This is a genomic window from Streptomyces sp. MUM 2J (genome assembly GCF_022414535.1).
Lineage (GTDB): Bacteria > Actinomycetota > Actinomycetes > Streptomycetales > Streptomycetaceae > Streptomyces.
The window spans coordinates 170,446-186,037 of record NZ_JADWYM010000008.1; the positions used below are offsets into that span (position 1 = coordinate 170,446).

Annotated in this window: 15 protein-coding genes; 10 read left to right on the forward strand and 5 right to left on the reverse strand. The window is 73.0% G+C overall.

Translation table 11 applies throughout. The features are described from left to right. Nucleotides 1–275: 275 nt before the first annotated feature. Nucleotides 276–1,445, forward strand: a complete 1,170-nt coding sequence (locus I3F54_RS10815; RefSeq protein WP_240118461.1) for a GGDEF domain-containing protein — start codon at nt 276–278, stop codon at nt 1,443–1,445. 139 nt (nt 1,446–1,584) lie between these two features. After that, nucleotides 1,585–3,123 carry a histidine ammonia-lyase gene (hutH, locus tag I3F54_RS10820; protein ID WP_240118479.1) on the forward strand — a complete coding sequence of 513 codons (1,539 nt, stop codon included), beginning with the start codon at nt 1,585–1,587 and terminating at the stop codon, nt 3,121–3,123. A 415-nt stretch (nt 3,124–3,538) separates the two neighbouring features. On the opposite strand, the gene I3F54_RS10825 is transcribed toward hutH, so the two are convergent. Beyond that, on the reverse strand, nt 3,539–3,829 hold the full coding sequence (locus tag I3F54_RS10825) for a hypothetical protein (protein WP_240118462.1): 291 nt from the start codon (nt 3,827–3,829) through the stop codon (nt 3,539–3,541). Between the two features lie 674 nt (nt 3,830–4,503). Here I3F54_RS10825 and I3F54_RS10830 point away from each other — a divergent pair. Continuing rightward, the gene (locus tag I3F54_RS10830; RefSeq protein ID WP_240118463.1) at nt 4,504–5,751 is read left to right on the forward strand and encodes an Ig-like domain-containing protein; all 1,248 of its coding nucleotides are present in this window, start codon (nt 4,504–4,506) and stop codon (nt 5,749–5,751) included. Nucleotides 5,752–5,867: 116 nt separating this feature from the next. Further along, entirely contained in the window at nt 5,868–7,319 is a 1,452-nt protein-coding gene (gene argG, locus I3F54_RS10835; RefSeq protein WP_240118480.1) for an argininosuccinate synthase, read from the forward strand. Nucleotides 7,320–7,589: 270 nt separating this feature from the next. Here the strand turns inward: argG and I3F54_RS10840 are convergent, their stop codons facing one another. Continuing rightward, on the reverse strand, nt 7,590–8,390 hold the full coding sequence (locus I3F54_RS10840; protein WP_240118464.1) for an enoyl-CoA hydratase/isomerase family protein: 801 nt from the start codon (nt 8,388–8,390) through the stop codon (nt 7,590–7,592). A gap of 222 nt (nt 8,391–8,612) precedes the next feature. Here I3F54_RS10840 and I3F54_RS10845 point away from each other — a divergent pair, with 222 nt between their 5' ends. After that, nucleotides 8,613–9,380, forward strand: coding sequence for a hypothetical protein (locus I3F54_RS10845; RefSeq protein ID WP_240118465.1), 768 nt, complete (start codon nt 8,613–8,615; stop codon nt 9,378–9,380). A gap of 75 nt (nt 9,381–9,455) precedes the next feature. Here the strand turns inward: I3F54_RS10845 and I3F54_RS10850 are convergent, their stop codons facing one another. Further along, nucleotides 9,456–10,556: an adenylate/guanylate cyclase domain-containing protein gene (locus I3F54_RS10850; RefSeq protein WP_240118466.1), complete on the reverse strand. Its 1,101-nt coding sequence runs from the start codon at nt 10,554–10,556 to the stop codon at nt 9,456–9,458. Between the two features lie 176 nt (nt 10,557–10,732). Next, nucleotides 10,733–11,593 (reverse strand): biotin--[acetyl-CoA-carboxylase] ligase, encoded by an 861-nt coding sequence (locus I3F54_RS10855; RefSeq protein WP_240118467.1) that lies wholly within the window; start codon nt 11,591–11,593, stop codon nt 10,733–10,735. 110 nt (nt 11,594–11,703) lie between these two features. Here I3F54_RS10855 and I3F54_RS10860 point away from each other — a divergent pair, with 110 nt between their 5' ends. From I3F54_RS10860 to I3F54_RS10870, 4 genes are all read left to right on the forward strand, one after another. Beyond that, nucleotides 11,704–13,299: an acyl-CoA carboxylase subunit beta gene (locus I3F54_RS10860; RefSeq protein ID WP_240118468.1), complete on the forward strand. Its 1,596-nt coding sequence runs from the start codon at nt 11,704–11,706 to the stop codon at nt 13,297–13,299. Nucleotides 13,300–13,338: 39 nt separating this feature from the next. Next, on the forward strand, nt 13,339–13,551 hold the full coding sequence (locus tag I3F54_RS10865) for an acyl-CoA carboxylase epsilon subunit (RefSeq protein WP_240118469.1): 213 nt from the start codon (nt 13,339–13,341) through the stop codon (nt 13,549–13,551). An 82-nt stretch (nt 13,552–13,633) separates the two neighbouring features. Beyond that, nucleotides 13,634–13,762, forward strand: a complete 129-nt coding sequence (gene mmpB, locus I3F54_RS32035) for a morphogenic membrane protein MmpB (protein ID WP_275675959.1) — start codon at nt 13,634–13,636, stop codon at nt 13,760–13,762. Nucleotides 13,763–13,847: 85 nt separating this feature from the next. Continuing rightward, complete coding sequence (locus I3F54_RS10870; RefSeq protein ID WP_240118470.1) at nt 13,848–14,471, forward strand: nucleoside triphosphate pyrophosphatase; 624 nt, start codon at nt 13,848–13,850, stop codon at nt 14,469–14,471. 63 nt (nt 14,472–14,534) lie between these two features. On the opposite strand, the gene I3F54_RS10875 is transcribed toward I3F54_RS10870, so the two are convergent. Continuing rightward, nucleotides 14,535–15,146 (reverse strand): hypothetical protein, encoded by a 612-nt coding sequence (locus I3F54_RS10875; RefSeq protein ID WP_240118471.1) that lies wholly within the window; start codon nt 15,144–15,146, stop codon nt 14,535–14,537. A gap of 371 nt (nt 15,147–15,517) precedes the next feature. On the opposite strand from I3F54_RS10875, the gene I3F54_RS32360 reads away from it, so the two are divergent. Next, the coding region (locus I3F54_RS32360) for a biotin carboxylase N-terminal domain-containing protein (RefSeq protein WP_374205894.1) at nt 15,518–15,592 on the forward strand (75 nt) is incomplete at its 3' end.

The window sequence follows — 15,592 nt, forward strand, 5'->3', positions numbered from 1 at the left end:
ACCCGTCGTGCGGCACCGGAGACCACCGTCGGTCGGGCACCACGGGCACCTGCCCGGCAGCACGGGGCCACCCGTCGTCGGCCCCCGTCACCGCCTGCCCCCGCGCCGGCCGGGCGGCCGCGCCGCGGCTCCTCATGAACCGCCCTCCGCGTCGGACGGCGCCCCCTCCGTCGCGGAGGGCCCGCGTCCTCCCCCTCGGTGACGACGGCGGCACTGGTCCACCTGTTCGCCACACCAATGCCCCATTTCTCCAAAAACGTCCCTAGCCTGGAGGGATGGGCGAGGACAGGCGGCTGGCGTCGGTCGTGGCGTTGGCGCAGGGGATGGCCGCGGCGCACACTCCGCGGGAGTCATGGCGGGCGGCGGCCCTCGGGGCGTGCCGGGCGCTGACGGGGAGCTTCGCCGCGCTGTCGGTGTGGGAGCGGGAGCTGGGACGGCTGCGGGTCCTGGTCAACGTGGGCGACCGGGCGCCCCACGAGGAGGAGTTCCCGGAGGACGAGGCCTATCCGGTCCACCAGTTCCCCGAGATCACCGAGTTCCTGCACGAGCGGTGGGTCGGCGGGGGCGGCCCCGGCGCCTGGGTCGAGACGGCGGAGGGACCTGCCGCGGGGCAGCCCGGCTACTGCCACCAGCGGGTCGCGGCCCTGCGGCGGCGCGGGCGCGGCTGCTGCGTCGTCGCGCCGATCGTGCTGCACGGCCGCGCCTGGGGCGAGCTGTACGTGGCGCGCTCGGTCGGCGCGTCCGTGTTCGACCGCCACGACGCCGACTTCGCCACCGTCCTGGCCGCCGTCGTGGCCGCCGGTCTCGCCCAGACCGAGCGCCTGGAGGAGGCCCGTCGGCTGGCCTTCACGGACGCGCTCACCGGGCTCGCCAACCGCCGCGCCGTCGATGTGCGTCTGGAGGAGGCGGTCGAGCGGCACCGGCGCGACGGCAGCGTGATCAGCCTGGTGGTCTGCGACCTCAACGGGCTCAAGCGGGTCAACGACACCCTCGGGCACGCCGTCGGCGACCGGCTGCTGGAACGGTTCGGCTCGGTGCTGTCGCTGTGCGGGGCCATGCTGCCCGGTGCGCTGGCCGCACGCCTCGGCGGCGACGAGTTCTGCCTGCTCGTGGTCGGACCACCCGCCGGTGACGTGGTCAAGACCGCCGAGGAGCTGTGCCGGCGGGCCGGTGAGCTGGCCCTCGGGGACGGTGTGGCGTGCGGAGTCGCCTCCACCGACGAGGCCGTCGGGCCGGTGCGCAGCGCCCGCCGGCTGTTCCGGCTCGCGGACGCCGCCCAGTACCAGGCCAAGGCCCGGCGGGCCGACCGTCCCGTCGTCGCCGGGCGGGAAGGGCCGGACGACCCCGTGGTACGGCTCGCCGACGCGCCGTCCGAGCCACAGACACCCGAGCGGCGCCGCTTCCGCGGACGCCGCGGGGACGAGGACGCCGGCCCTCCCGCGTGACCTGCCCGGCCAGGTGACCTGCCCGCGCCACACGGGCGCCCGAGCGGCGCGGGCGCCCGTGTGACCTACCTGTAAGGGGCGGACCCGGCCGCCACTGGTGACATCTTCATCTTCACTGCGTACGCTCCTGAATATGGATATGCACACTGTGGTGGTGGGGACGTCCGGGGTGACCGCGTCCGACGTTCTCGCGGTGGCGCGCGACGGCGCCCGCGTCGAGCTGGCCGAGGAGGCGGTGGCGGCCCTGACCGCGGCCCGCGAGATCGTGGACGCGCTGGCGGCCAAGCCTGACCCCGTCTACGGCGTCTCCACCGGCTTCGGCGCCCTGGCCACCCGCCACATCAGCCAGGAGCTGCGCACCCAACTCCAGCGCAACATCGTCCGCTCGCACGCCGCCGGCATGGGCCCGCGGGTCGAGCGGGAGGTCGTACGGGCGCTGATGTTCCTGCGGCTGAAGACCGTCTGCTCGGGGCACACCGGCGTCCGCCCCGGGGTCGCGCAGACCATGGCCGACATCCTGAACGCCGGCATCACGCCCGTCGTGCACGAGTACGGCTCCCTCGGCTGCTCCGGCGACCTGGCCCCGCTGTCCCACTGTGCCCTGACACTCATGGGCGAGGGTGAGGCCGAGGGCCCGGACGGGGTCGTGAAGCCCGCCGCCGAACTCCTGGCCGCGCACGGCATCGAGCCCGTCGAGCTGCGCGAGAAGGAGGGCCTGGCCCTCCTCAACGGCACCGACGGCATGCTCGGCATGCTGGTGATGGCCCTGGCCGACCTGGACACCCTCTACAAGTCCGCGGACATCACCGCCGCCCTGTCCCTGGAGGCCCTGCTCGGCACCGACAAGGTGCTCGCACCCGAGCTGCACGCCATCCGCCCGCACCCCGGCCAGGGCACCGCCGCGGCCAACATGCTCGCCGTGCTGAAGGGCTCCTGCCTGACCGGGCACCACCAGGACGACGCCCCACGGGTCCAGGACGCCTACTCCGTGCGCTGCGCCCCGCAGGTGGCCGGTGCCGGGCGGGACACGATGGCCCACGCCCGGCTGGTCGCCGAACGCGAGCTGGCGTCGGCGGTCGACAATCCGGTGGTGCTGCCCGACGGCCGGGTCGAGTCCAACGGCAACTTCCACGGCGCGCCCGTGGCGTACGTGCTGGACTTCCTCGCCATCGCCGCCGCCGACCTCGCCTCCATCGCCGAGCGGCGCACCGACCGCCTGCTGGACAAGAACCGCAGCCACGGGCTGCCGCCGTTCCTCGCCGACGACGCGGGCGTCGACTCCGGTCTGATGATCGCCCAGTACACCCAGGCGGCACTGGTCAGCGAGATGAAGCGGCTGGCCGTCCCGGCGTCGGCGGATTCGATCCCGTCCTCCGCCATGCAGGAGGACCACGTGTCCATGGGGTGGTCGGCGGCGCGCAAGCTGCGTACCGCGGTCGACAACCTCACCCGGGTGATCGCCGTCGAGCTGTACGCCGCCGCACGCGCCGTCCAGCTGCGCGAGGGCCTGACGCCGGCCCCGGCCTCGCAGGCCGTCATCGAGGCCGTGCGCGCCGCCGGGGTGGAGGGCCCGGGCCCGGACCGGTTCCTGGCTCCCGACCTCGCCGCCGCCGACGCGTTCGTGCGTGCCGGACGGCTGGTCGCGGCGGCGGAGTCCGTCACCGGCCCGCTCGGCTAGCGCCGCAACGGCAACGTGGGCCCCGCCGGTGCATGCGCCCGGTGGGGCCCGCACCACGCTGTGGCCGACACGCGGCCCGGGCGGCGGAGCGTCCCCTCGCCGTCCATGTCGACGGCGAGGCGAACGCGACGGACTCGTCGCCCTGCTCGACGCCCCTCTCCGGGCGACTTTGGTGATCTTGGAGCTCTCGCCACCGACGGTCGGCCCGTAGCCTCCGGCACAGGCCTTCAGACCGTCCGGGACGGCCTTCGCCGTCCGCTCGGCACCGCCGCCGTCGTCCGAGGACAGCCCCACGAACGTCGGGTCGGCGTCGATGGCGTCCCCCTATGAGCTTTCCGTCAAAGAAGCGTCAAGCCGATTGGGAATCGCGGCATAGCGGTGTGATTCGACCGAATGCCCCTTGCTGCGGGGACCTTCAGAAACCCAGCCGTTCCCGGCGCACCGAATAGACCACGAAACCGGCGCCCACCGCGAGGAAGAGGGTTCCGCCGACGACGTAGGGGGTGCTGTCGAAACTGCCGGTGTCGGCAAGGCGGGTACCGTCCACGCCGGTCGCGGAGTGGACCGCCGCGGCCGCGTCGACCTCGGTGGACTGCTCTCTCGCACCGCTGTCCTGCGTCGCGTTGGCGGACGGGACGAACCACAGGGCGCCCAGCAGGGTCGCCGCGGCAGTGGCGGTCAGCAACGGACGGCGAGCGGATGACACGGAATATCGATCCCCTTGTGGCGCTGGTGAATTGGCCGTGTGGAGCGATGCTAATGAAAGGCGTGCGCCGCGGGAAAGCCGCGGGGGCGTTCTGCGGCGCACTCGGACGGTGAGCACTTCGAAGTCATCACGGTTTGTCCGTCTCAGGGTGGAGTCGGACACACCCGGAAGGGAACCGGGGGCGGTGTGATGTAGGACACTACCCCCAGGCGCACTTCCGGCGCCATGTCGTCCGGGCTGGTCAGCGAGGTACCGAGGGGCGCACCGCAACTCCGGCCGGTCCGGGGCGCCGCCGATCCGATCCGCCTCCCCCGAGGGGCGACGGGGACCTCGGCGGGGACGATGTCGACACCGGGGGCGGGAACGGCGAGGATGACCGGCGGGCGGGAGACGCCCGCGGCGAAGGCACCGGCTGGACGTCTTGGGGAATTCGTGACCCCGAGCGGCAACCGCGGTGCCGCCTTCCGTCGTCTCAGGGGGCGCACGGACCGAGTCCCAGGGGGCGCATGGGCCACTGTCCGCGCCGTTCGCATCGGGCGGCGGCGCCGGTCGGACGTGGCGTGCCCCACACGGACGGAGAATGTGGAACGGGACCGACCGGCCGTAGCGTTGAAGATCTCGTCAACGGGGACTCTCGGGGTTTTGGGGATTCGGCAACGATGGAGAAGCGTGTGATGACGGACAGCAAGCGGCGCAGGGGCCTGGTGGCCGCGTCCGCACTGCTCGGCGGTGTGCTGGTGCTCACGGCGTGTTCCGGTGGTGACGACGGCGCCTCCGGCGGCGGTACCGACACCTCGCAGGCGAAGGTCGACGAGGCGGCAGCCCAGAAGACCTCCGAGGCCCAGATCAAGATCACGCCCGCGGACGGCTCGACCAACGCCTCCATCAACAACTCCGCCGCCGTGACGGTGACCAAGGGCACGCTGACGTCCGTCGCCATGACGACCGCCGACGGCACGACCGTCGCGGGCCAGCTGTCGTCCGACGGGACCAGCTGGAAGCCGTCCGGGCAGCTGAAGCGCTCCACGACCTACAAGGTGACCGCGGAGGCCAAGGACGCCGACGGCCGGGTCGCCCACGAGAACGCGTCCTTCACCACGGTCTCCCCGTCCAACAGCTTCATAGGCAACTTCAGCCCCGAGAGCGGCTCCACGGTCGGCGTGGGCATGCCGGTGTCGATCACCTTCGACAAGGCCATCAGCAACAAGGCCGCCGTCCAGAAGGGCATCACCGTCACCTCCAGCAGCGGCCAGCAGGTCGCCTGCCACTGGTTCGGCGCCAACCGCATGGACTGCCGCCCGCAGGACTACTGGGCGGCGGGCTCCACGGTCACGCTGAAGCTCGCGCTCGACGGCGTCGAGGGCGCCGACGGCGTCTACGGCGTGCAGCAGAAGACGGTCACCTTCCACATCGGCCGCAACCAGGTCTCCTACGTCGACGCGAAGACCAAGCAGATGAAGGTCACCCAGAACGGCAAGGTCATCAAGACCATCCCGATCTCCGCCGGCTCGCCCACGAACAAGACGTACCAGGGCCAGATGGTGATCTCCGAGAAGTTCGTCGAGACCCGGATGAACGGCGCGACGGTCGGCTTCACCGACGACGACGGCAAGGGCGAGTACGACATCAAGGACGTCCCGCACGCCATGCGCCTGACCCGCTCCGGCACCTTCATCCACGGCAACTACTGGGGCGCGCCGTCGGTCTTCGGCAGCGCCAACACCAGCCACGGCTGCGTCGGCCTGCAGGACAAGCAGGGCGCCGACGACCCGAACACCCCGGCCGCCTGGTTCTACGACCACTCGATCGTCGGCGACGTGGTCGTGATCTCCAACACCGGTGACAAGCAGGTCGCCCCGGACAACGGCTACAACGGCTGGAACATGAGCTGGGCCGAGTGGACGGCGGGCTCCTCGGCCTGACCTGATCCGTAGCGCACGAAGGCGGCCGCCCCGTTGGGGGTGGCCGCCTTTCCGCTGTCGGGGACGCCACACCCAGCCACCTTGCATGATCATGCATATCGATGCATACTCTTGCTATGTCCAAGGTCCTCACCTCCCTCCCGGCCGGCGAGCGGGTCGGCATCGCCTTCTCCGGCGGCCTCGACACCTCGGTCGCCGTCGCGTGGATGCGCGACAAGGGTGCCGTCCCCTGCACGTACACCGCCGACATCGGCCAGTACGACGAGCCCGACATCGCGTCCGTGCCCAGCCGTGCCACCGCCTACGGCGCCGAGATCGCCCGACTCGTCGACTGCAGGGCCGCGCTGGTCGAGGAAGGGCTGGCCGCGCTCGCCTGCGGCGCGTTCCACATCAAGTCCGGCGGGCGCCCGTACTTCAACACCACCCCGCTGGGCCGCGCCGTCACCGGCACCCTGCTGGTGCGGGCGATGCTGGAGGACGGGGTACAGATCTGGGGCGACGGCTCCACCTTCAAGGGCAACGACATCGAGCGGTTCTACCGCTACGGCCTGCTCGCCAACCCGCACCTGCGGATCTACAAGCCGTGGCTCGACGCGGACTTCGTGAGCGAGCTGGGCGGCCGGAAGGAGATGTCGGAGTGGCTGCTCGCGCACGGGCTGCCCTACCGGGACCCGGCCGAGAAGGCCTACTCCACGGACGCCAACATCTGGGGCGCCACGCACGAGGCCAAGACCCTGGAACACCTCGACACCGGTATCGAGACGGTCAACCCGATCATGGGGGTCCGGTTCTGGGACCCGACGGTGGAGATCGCCCCCGAGGAGGTCACGGTCGGCTTCGACCAGGGACGCCCGGTCACCGTCAACGGCAAGGAGTTCGCCACCGCGGTCGACCTCGTCATGGAGGCCAACGCGATCGGCGGCCGGCACGGGCTCGGCATGTCCGACCAGATCGAGAACCGGATCATCGAGGCCAAGAGCCGCGGCATCTACGAGGCGCCCGGCATGGCGCTGCTGCACATCGCCTACGAGCGCCTCGTCAACGCGATCCACAACGAGGACACCGTGTCCGCGTACCACACCGAGGGCCGCCGCCTGGGCCGGCTGCTCTACGAGGGCCGCTGGCTGGACCCGCAGGCACTGATGGTGCGCGAGTCGCTCCAGCGCTGGGTCGGCGCCGCCGTCACCGGCGAGGTGACCCTGCGGCTGCGGCGCGGCGAGGACTACTCGGTCCTCGACACCACGGGCCCGGCGCTCAGCTACCACCCGGACAAGCTCTCCATGGAGCGCACCGAGGACTCGGCGTTCGGACCGGTGGACCGGATCGGCCAGCTCACCATGCGGAACCTGGACATCGCCGACTCCCGCGCCCGCCTTGAGCAGTACGCCGGCCTCGGGCTGGTCGGCACCGGCCACCCGGCACCGATCGGCGCCGCCCAGGCGGCCTCCACCGGTCTGATCGGCGCCATGCCCGAGGGCGGCGCCGAGGCGATCGCCTCCCGCGGCGAGGCCGCGGACGAGGAGGAGACGGCGCTGGACCGCGCGGCGATGGAGTCCGGCACGGACTGACGCCGCCCGGCAGACCCCCGCACCCCGGCGGGCCCCGCGGAATCCACACCAACAGCATCTCTACTGTTCCGCGGGGCCCGCCGCTGTTCCGCGGGGCCCGCCGTCGTGCGGGGCGGCACGACCTGCGGCTCCCCCGCCGGGCCGGCCCCGGACCGGCCGCCCTCCCCCGCTGCCGGGGACACCGCCCCGCGCGGGCACGGGCCGTGCCGGAGCCGCAAGGTGTCCGTGGAGGCAACGCGGGCCGGGCGGACGGGCCCTACGGCCGACGTGCTACTCGCCCGGCCACCGGGGCTTCCGCTTCTCGTTGAACGCGGCCACGCCCTCCGCCCGGTCCCCCGAGAAGGCCACCGCCCGCCAGGCCGCGTCCTCGACCTCCAGACCGGCCTTCAGGTCCAGGCCGTGGCCGAGGCGCAGGGCACGCTTGGCGGCGCGCAGGCCGACCGGGGAGTTCGCGGCGATGCGGGCGGCCAGGGCGAGGGCCTCCTCGCGGTCGCGGCCGGCCTCGGTCAGCAGGTCGATCAGGCCCAGTCCATGGGCCTCCGCCGCGTCGAGGCGCCGGGCGGTGAAGATCAGTTCGGCCGCGCGGGCCGCACCGACCCGCCGCGGCAGCAGCTGCGTACCGCCTCCGCCCGGGATGACGCCGACGGACACCTCGGGCAGCCCGACCACCGCCGTACCGTCGGCCACGATCAGGTCGCAGGAGAGCGCCAGCTCGAACCCGCCGCCCAGGGCGAAACCGTGCACGGCCGCGATCGTCGGCACCGGCAGCTCCAGTACGCCCGTGTACGCGCCGCGCGCCACCGGCCGCTGGCGGACCAGGTCCGCGTCGCTGAACGAGTTCCGCTCCTTCAGGTCGGCGCCCACACAGAACGCCCGGTCATGGGTGGACGTCACGACCACCACCCGCACGTCCCGGTCGGTGCCCAGCGCCGCGCACGCGGCGCCGATCGAGCGGGCCATCTCCGTCGAGACCGCGTTCATGGCCTTGGGCCGGTCGAGGGCGAGCTCCGCCACATGCCCCTGTTCGTGCCGCCTTACCAGCACGAACTCCCCGAACCGCTCCTCGCTCATGACACCCTCCCGGTTAACGCGGGTTAACAATCGACGTTCGCCCCGATCATCGCAGCCGGCACCTGCGGACGGAAGGGGTGACCGATCCGCATGCCCGGTCCACAGTCCCCCGCCCACCCGTTCGAGTGACATCCGAGCCTTCTCCCGGCCGCACCCCGCCGGAGCGCATAGCGTGCGCGCCACGGCGCACGGGGGGCGCGAGCGCACAGGGGAGGGCTGACCATGACCGGCACGGGACAGAGCACGAACGACCCCGCGGAGGACCGCACGGACGACCGCGGAGACGACCGCCCGGAGGACCACACGGACGACCAGGCGGAAGACCACGCAGACGACCCCGCGGAGGACCGCACGGACGACCGCCCAGACGACCACGCGGACCACCGCACCGACGGCCACGCTGGGGGCGGCGTCCACCAGGCCGCCGCCCCCCGATACCGCCGCCGCGGGCGGCACCGCCGGCCGCGTCGGCGCCGGGTGCTCCTCGCCGCGGGGGGCCTCGTCCTCGCCGCGGGCGTGCTGAGCCTCGTACGGCTCGCGCCGGAGTCCGGCGTCCCGGGCCTCGACACCGCGGAGGCCCAGCCCCGGCAGCACCCGGCCGAGGACTCCGGCACCGCACGCTCCGCCAACGCCGCCGCGGACGACACCGCGTCCCCCGGTCCCGGTCCCTCCGCGACCCGGGCCATGGGCGAGGCGGAGGTCCTGGCGGCCCCGGCCGCCGACGGATCCCCCGCGACCGCCGGGGCCCGGGGCGCCGTCCGGGCCCGGCCCAGCGCCGCCGCCCGCCCTGCGCCGGCCCCGGCGGCCACGGACACGGCGCCGCCGCCCGCCGCGCCCTCGGCACCGGCGCCCGCCCCGGAGCCCTCGCAGACCACCGCCTCCCCCACGGCCTCGCAGCAGCCGGCACCGCAGCCGTCCCCGGAGCCCCAGGCCTCCGAGGAACCCTCCCTGTGCCTGCCGGTCCTCGGGCTCTGCGTGGACATCCTCTGACGCGCCCGCCCGTCCGCACCGCCCCGCGGCGAACGCACCGCAGGGCAGGTGTACCGGCCTGCCGGTGTACCGGCGCTACTCCGCCGGGTCCTCGCGCCGGCTCAGCAGCCACGGCTCCACCACGCCCAGTCCGCGCACCGGCCGCTGCCACATCGGGCGGAGGGCGAAGCGGTAGGTGGGCGGCTCTTCGCCCTCCTTCTCAGCCGCCGCGGCGGCCTCGGCGGCCTCCGCCTCCGAGGCGGGGGCGTCACCGGTGCGGACCAGTTCCTCGGCGAAGGCGCTGTCGACCAGGACGGCGTCCCGGGGAGCTATCGAGGTCAGCCGGGAGGCCAGGTTCACGGTGGTGCCGAACACATCGCCCATGCGGGTCGTCACCGTGCCGAACGCCATGCCGACGCGCAGCTCCGGCATCGTCTCGTCGTGGCCCATGGTCTCGATGAGCCGCAGGGCGATCTCCGCGGCCGTGCCCGCGTCGTCGGCGGCGTAGAGCACCTCGTCGCCGAGGGTCTTGATGAGCCGTCCGCCGCGGGCGGCGACGAGGTCGGCGGCGGTCGTCTCGAAGGCCTCGACGAGTTCGCCGAGTTCCTCCTCCTCCATCCGGCGGGTCAGCCGGGTGAAGCCGACGAGGTCGGCGAAGGCGACGGCCAGGCGGCGGTCGACCATCTCCTCGTCGTCGGCGGCCTGCACCACCCGGCCGGCCGAGGCGGCGAGCTGGCGGCGCCAGACGTACACGAGGAACTCCTGCAGCTCGGGCAGGAGCAGCTCGACGATCGGATACGTCACCTCGGTGCGGGTCATGCCCGGCTCCGGCGGCTCGGTCAGCCCCTCCAGGAAGGAGTCGATCTGCCATTCCGCCAGACGGGCGGTGGTCTGCCCGGTGGACCGGGCCACCTGCACCGCCATCGCCTCGCTGAGCAGGCCCGCCTCGACCAGACCGGCCAGCCGCCGCAGGGCGAGGACGTCGGCCTCGGTCAGCGCCTTCGCCTGGCCGATGTCCGCGAAGCCCATCGCCCGCCAGAAACGGGAAGCCAGTTCCATGGACACGCCCGCGCTGCGGGCCGCCTGAAAGGGCGTGTAGCGCCGCTCGGCGCCGAGGATGAGCTGCTCCAGGCGCAGGGCGAGCGGGTCCTCGCCGGGATCCGTGGCGTGGGGTTCCCCCCTGTCGTCGACGGTCACGCCTGCTGCCCTTCCGATCTATCGCGGTCAGGTATCGACCGGCCTCAACTGTACGGCAGGTGTGCGCCAGCTCACTCTGTCAGGTCGTGCCGCGCCGCGCGGGTCCGCCGTCGTCCGCGGAGTGCGGGGACGCGGGACCGCCCGGGCGGGTGACGTCCGCCGGGCGGGCCGGGGGCTCAGGCCGGCCGCACGTGCACGATGTCTCCCGCGCCGACCGGCTCCTGCACGCCCGGGCCGGTGGCGATGACGAGCCTGCCGTCGCCGTCCACCGCGACCGCCTCTCCCACGACCGACCGGTCGCCGGGCAGCTCGGCACGCACCTCACGACCCAGGGTGGCGCAGCCCGCGGCATACGTCTCCTGCAGACCGGACGCCGCCGGGTCACCGCCGGCCGCGCGCCAGCGGCCGTACCAGTCCTCCAGGGACCGCAGCACGGCCCGCAGGAGCGGGTCCCGGTCGGTGCTCACCGCTCCGGCGAGGGCGAGGGAGCCGGCCGCGGGCACGGGAAGCTCGTCCTGCCTGAGGGTGACGTTGACGCCGACGCCGATGACGACCCCGTCGTCCCCCGCCCGCTCGGCCAGGATGCCGCCGGCCTTGCGCTCCTCACCCCCCACGGTGACCAGCAGGTCGTTCGGCCACTTCAGAGCCGTGTCCACGCCCGCGGCGCGGGACAGGCCGGTCGCCACGGCGACCCCGGTCAGCAGCGGCAGCCAGCCCCACCGCTGCACCGGGACCTCCACGGGCCGCAGCAGGACGGAGAAGAACAGGCCCGAGCGGGGCGGTGCCGTCCACCTGCGGTCCAGGCGGCCCCGCCCGGCGGACTGCTCCTCGGCGACCAGGACCGCGCCCTGGCCCGCCTCGCCCCGCGCGGCGCGGGCCACCAGGTCGGAGTTGGTCGAGCCGGTGCGCTGCACCACGTCCACCTCCGACCACAGGCCCCCCTCCCGTACCAGGGCGTGGCGCAGTGCGCCGGCGTTGAGGGGCGGCCGGTCCAGGTCCGACCAGCGGCTGTCTCCTGATGCATCTTGCGGCGTCATGCAAGCCACCCTAGGTGTGGTAAACGCCGCACTGCCGACACAGGGAGGCAGCACTACGCTACGGATGAGTAACCGTCCCCCCTTTTGAGCAGGCAGGGAGCCGCATCCCGATGTCCGAGCCGGAAGAGATCGACCTTCACACCACCGCGGGCAAGCTCGCGGATCTCCAGCGCCGCATCGAGGAGGCGACGCACGCCGGCTCCGCCCGCGCCGTGGAAAAGCAGCACGCCAAGGGCAAGCTGACGGCGCGTGAGCGCGTCGAACTGCTGCTGGACGAGGATTCCTTCGTCGAGCTGGACGAGTTCGCCCGGCACCGCTCCACCAACTTCGGCCTGGAGAGCAACCGGCCCTACGGCGACGGCGTCGTCACCGGGTACGGCACCGTCGACGGGCGCCCGGTCGCGGTGTTCTCCCAGGACTTCACCGTCTTCGGCGGCGCGCTGGGCGAGGTCTACGGCCAGAAGATCGTCAAGGTCATGGACTTCGCGCTGAAGACCGGCTGCCCCGTCATCGGCATCAACGACTCCGGCGGAGCCCGCATCCAGGAGGGTGTTGCCTCCCTGGGCGCCTACGGCGAGATCTTCCGCCGCAACACGCACGCCTCGGGCGTGATCCCGCAGATCAGCCTGGTGGTGGGCCCCTGCGCCGGCGGTGCGGTCTACTCCCCGGCGATCACCGACTTCACCGTCATGGTCGACCAGACCTCACACATGTTCATCACCGGCCCCGACGTCATCAAGACGGTGACCGGCGAGGACGTCGGCTTCGAGGAACTCGGCGGCGCCCGCACCCACAACACCGCCTCCGGCGTCGCCCACCACATGGCCGGCGACGAGAAGGACGCCATCGAGTACGTCAAGCAGCTGCTGAGCTACCTGCCGTCCAACAACCTCTCCGAGCCCCCGGCCTTCCCCGACGAGGCGGACCTCGCCGTCAACGACGAGGACCGCGAGCTGGACACCCTCGTCCCGGACAGCGCGAACCAGCCGTACGACATGCACACGGTGATCGAGCACGTCCTGGACGACGCCGACTTCTTCGAGACCCAGCCGCTGTTCGCCCCGAACATCCTCACCGGCTTCGGCCGGGTCGAGGGCCACCCCGTCGGCATCGTCGCCAACCAGCCGATGCAGTTCGCCGGCTGCCTGGACATCGACGCGTCAGAGAAGGCCGCCCGGTTCGTGCGGACCTGCGACGCCTTCAACGTCCCGGTGCTGACCTTCGTGGACGTGCCCGGCTTCCTGCCGGGCGTCGACCAGGAGCACACCGGCATCATCCGCCGCGGCGCCAAGCTGATCTACGCGTACGCCGAGGCGACGGTCCCGCTGATCACCGTCATCACCCGCAAGGCCTTCGGCGGCGCCTACGACGTCATGGGCTCCAAGCACCTCGGCGCCGACCTCAACCTCGCCTGGCCCACCGCCCAGATCGCCGTCATGGGCGCCCAGGGCGCGGTCAACATCCTGCACCGCCGCACCCTCGCCGAGGCCGAGGCGAGCGGCGAGGACCTGGAAGCGGTCCGGGCCCGGCTCATCCGGGAGTACGAGGACACCCTCCTCAACCCCTACGTCGCGGCCGAGCGCGGGTACATCGACGCGGTGGTCATGCCGTCCGACACCCGCGCCCACATCGTCCGCGGCCTGCGTCAACTGCGCACGAAGCGGGAATCCCTCCCTCCGAAGAAGCACGGCAACATCCCCCTCTGACCCCATTTCCAGGACCCGGCCGATCGCTAGGAAGCCGTCATGAACATCAAGGTCGTACGGGGAAACCCGACGCCGGAGGAGCTCGCCGCCGCCCTGGCGGTGGTCCGGGCGCGCGCCGCGGTGGCCGCTGCTGCGCCGCCCGGCGCGCCCGGACCACGGGACTCCTGGTCGGACCCGTCCCGCATCGCCGGCCGCCGCCTGCCCCAGCCGGGGCCGGCGACCTGGGCCCGCACCTACTGGCCGGGCCGGTAGGACCGCGGTACGGCCCGGGCCGGGCGCCGATTGAGTACGCGTACTCAGGCGCCCGTGCCGCCGTCCGGCGCACGCTGGACGCATGCTGTGGTCCGACCCCGAGAACGAGCCGCCCGAGGAACTGCGCGACATGCAGCGGATGTTGCGGCGGCTGGGTCTTCTCATGGCCGTGTCCATGGTGCTCGCGATGATCGTGCTCGGAGTGCGGTGAGCGCGCGCCCGCCGGGCCGCCGCGCCGGGTGCGCCCGGCTCCTCGCGGGAGTGAGTCCGGCCGGGGCCCCGGCTACGCTGACCGCATGACAGATCAGCCGCGCCGTCGACTCGTGCTCGCCTCCCAGTCCCCCGCCCGGCTCGGACTCCTCCGTCAGGCCGGCTTCGCCCCCGAGGTGGTCGTCAGCGGGGTGGACGAGGACGCCGTCACCGCCCCCAACCCGGCCGAGCTGGCCCTCGCCCTCGCCGAGGCGAAGGCGTCCGTCGTGGCCGCGAAGCCCGAGGTCAAGGGCGCCATCGTGATCGGCTGCGACTCGGTGCTCGACCTGGACGGCGAGCCCCTGGGCAAGCCTGCCGACGCCGAGGAGGCGACCGCCCGCTGGAAGGCGATGCGCGGCCGGGCCGGCACCCTCCAGACCGGCCACTGCGTGTACGACACCCTCAGCGGACGGTACGCCTCCGGCATCGCCTCCACCGTCGTCCGCTTCGGCGAGCCCTCCGACGAGGAGATCGCCGCGTACGTCGCCACGGGCGAGCCCCTCTACGTCGCCGGCGCCTTCACCCTGGACGGCCGCTCGGCCCCGTTCATCGACGGCATCGACGGCGACCACGGCAACGTGATCGGCCTGAGCCTGCCCCTGGTCCGCCGGCTGCTGGCCGAACTGAGCGTGGGCATCACGGAGTTGTGGACACCGGCGGACGAAGCCTGACGGAAGGCGGCGCGGAGGGCACCGGCGGCGCACGCGCACCGGTCGGCCGGCCTCGTCACCGGATCAGCGATCGCCCACCGGCCCGACCGCCACGGGGTCGCCGCCCGGCTCGGCCTCCGCGCCCGGCTCCGCGGCCTCGCCGCCCTCCGGGCGGGCCGCACCGTCGCCGTCCCGCGGGAGACCGCCCCCGCCCTCCTGAGGGGCTCGGCCACCGTCCTCTGCCTCCGCTCCGCCCGCGGGTGCCCCGGAGGTCGCGGGCGGCGCGGCGGTGGCGCCGGGGCCCTGCTGGGCGTCGTACGTCATCAGCAGCAGGACGATGAGGGCCAGGACGGCCACCATGAACAGGAACTCGGTCCAGCCCAGCAGCCCCCAGGCGAAGGCGCCCAGGAGGCCGTGCACCACCGCCGCGCTGATCAGGAGGACGCGGCCGAGGCCCGCGGGGGCGCGGTCGCGGACGGCGACGAGCAGGGCCACCAGGCCGCACAGGGCGAAATAGAGGCCGAAGACCACGCCCCCGACCTTGGAGGACGTGGCCATCACGTCCGGGTCGAGCCCGGCGAGGGACATGTGCTGCCGGTCGGCCAGGACCCCGAGGAACCAGTTGACGGCGGCGATGCCGAGCGCCTCGGCGAAGAGCAGTAACGCCACGGCCCACGCCACCGGTCTGCGCACCACGCTCTCCACCCGCTTTCGGCCGCGACCCCGTCCGGGCCGTTGTCCCGAGTACGTTCGAGACATCGCGAACGCTACTAACGGGTAAACCGGGGGACAAGGGCTGCGTCACGAGCAAAGAATCATTGGGCCATTCGTAGGGACTCCACAAAGAAACTGAGTGGCCCGCAGCACGCTCTCACAGAGACCTTGACCACACGAGAGGGCTAGGGTTTCCCGAAGGAGTCCTGCGTACCGAGGTGCGACAAGGGCTTTCGCGGGTCGAGCGCGCCTCGCATCACGCTCCGTGTGGGCAAGCTCACCATTGGGGACGGGTCGAAGTGCCGTGTCGGCAGTCCCTAAACTCGGCTTGTTTCAAGGAGGGAGCCTCAATCGTGCGCAAGGTGCTCATCGCCAACCGTGGCGAAATCGCTGTCCGCGTGGCCCGGGCCTGCCGGGACTCCGGGATC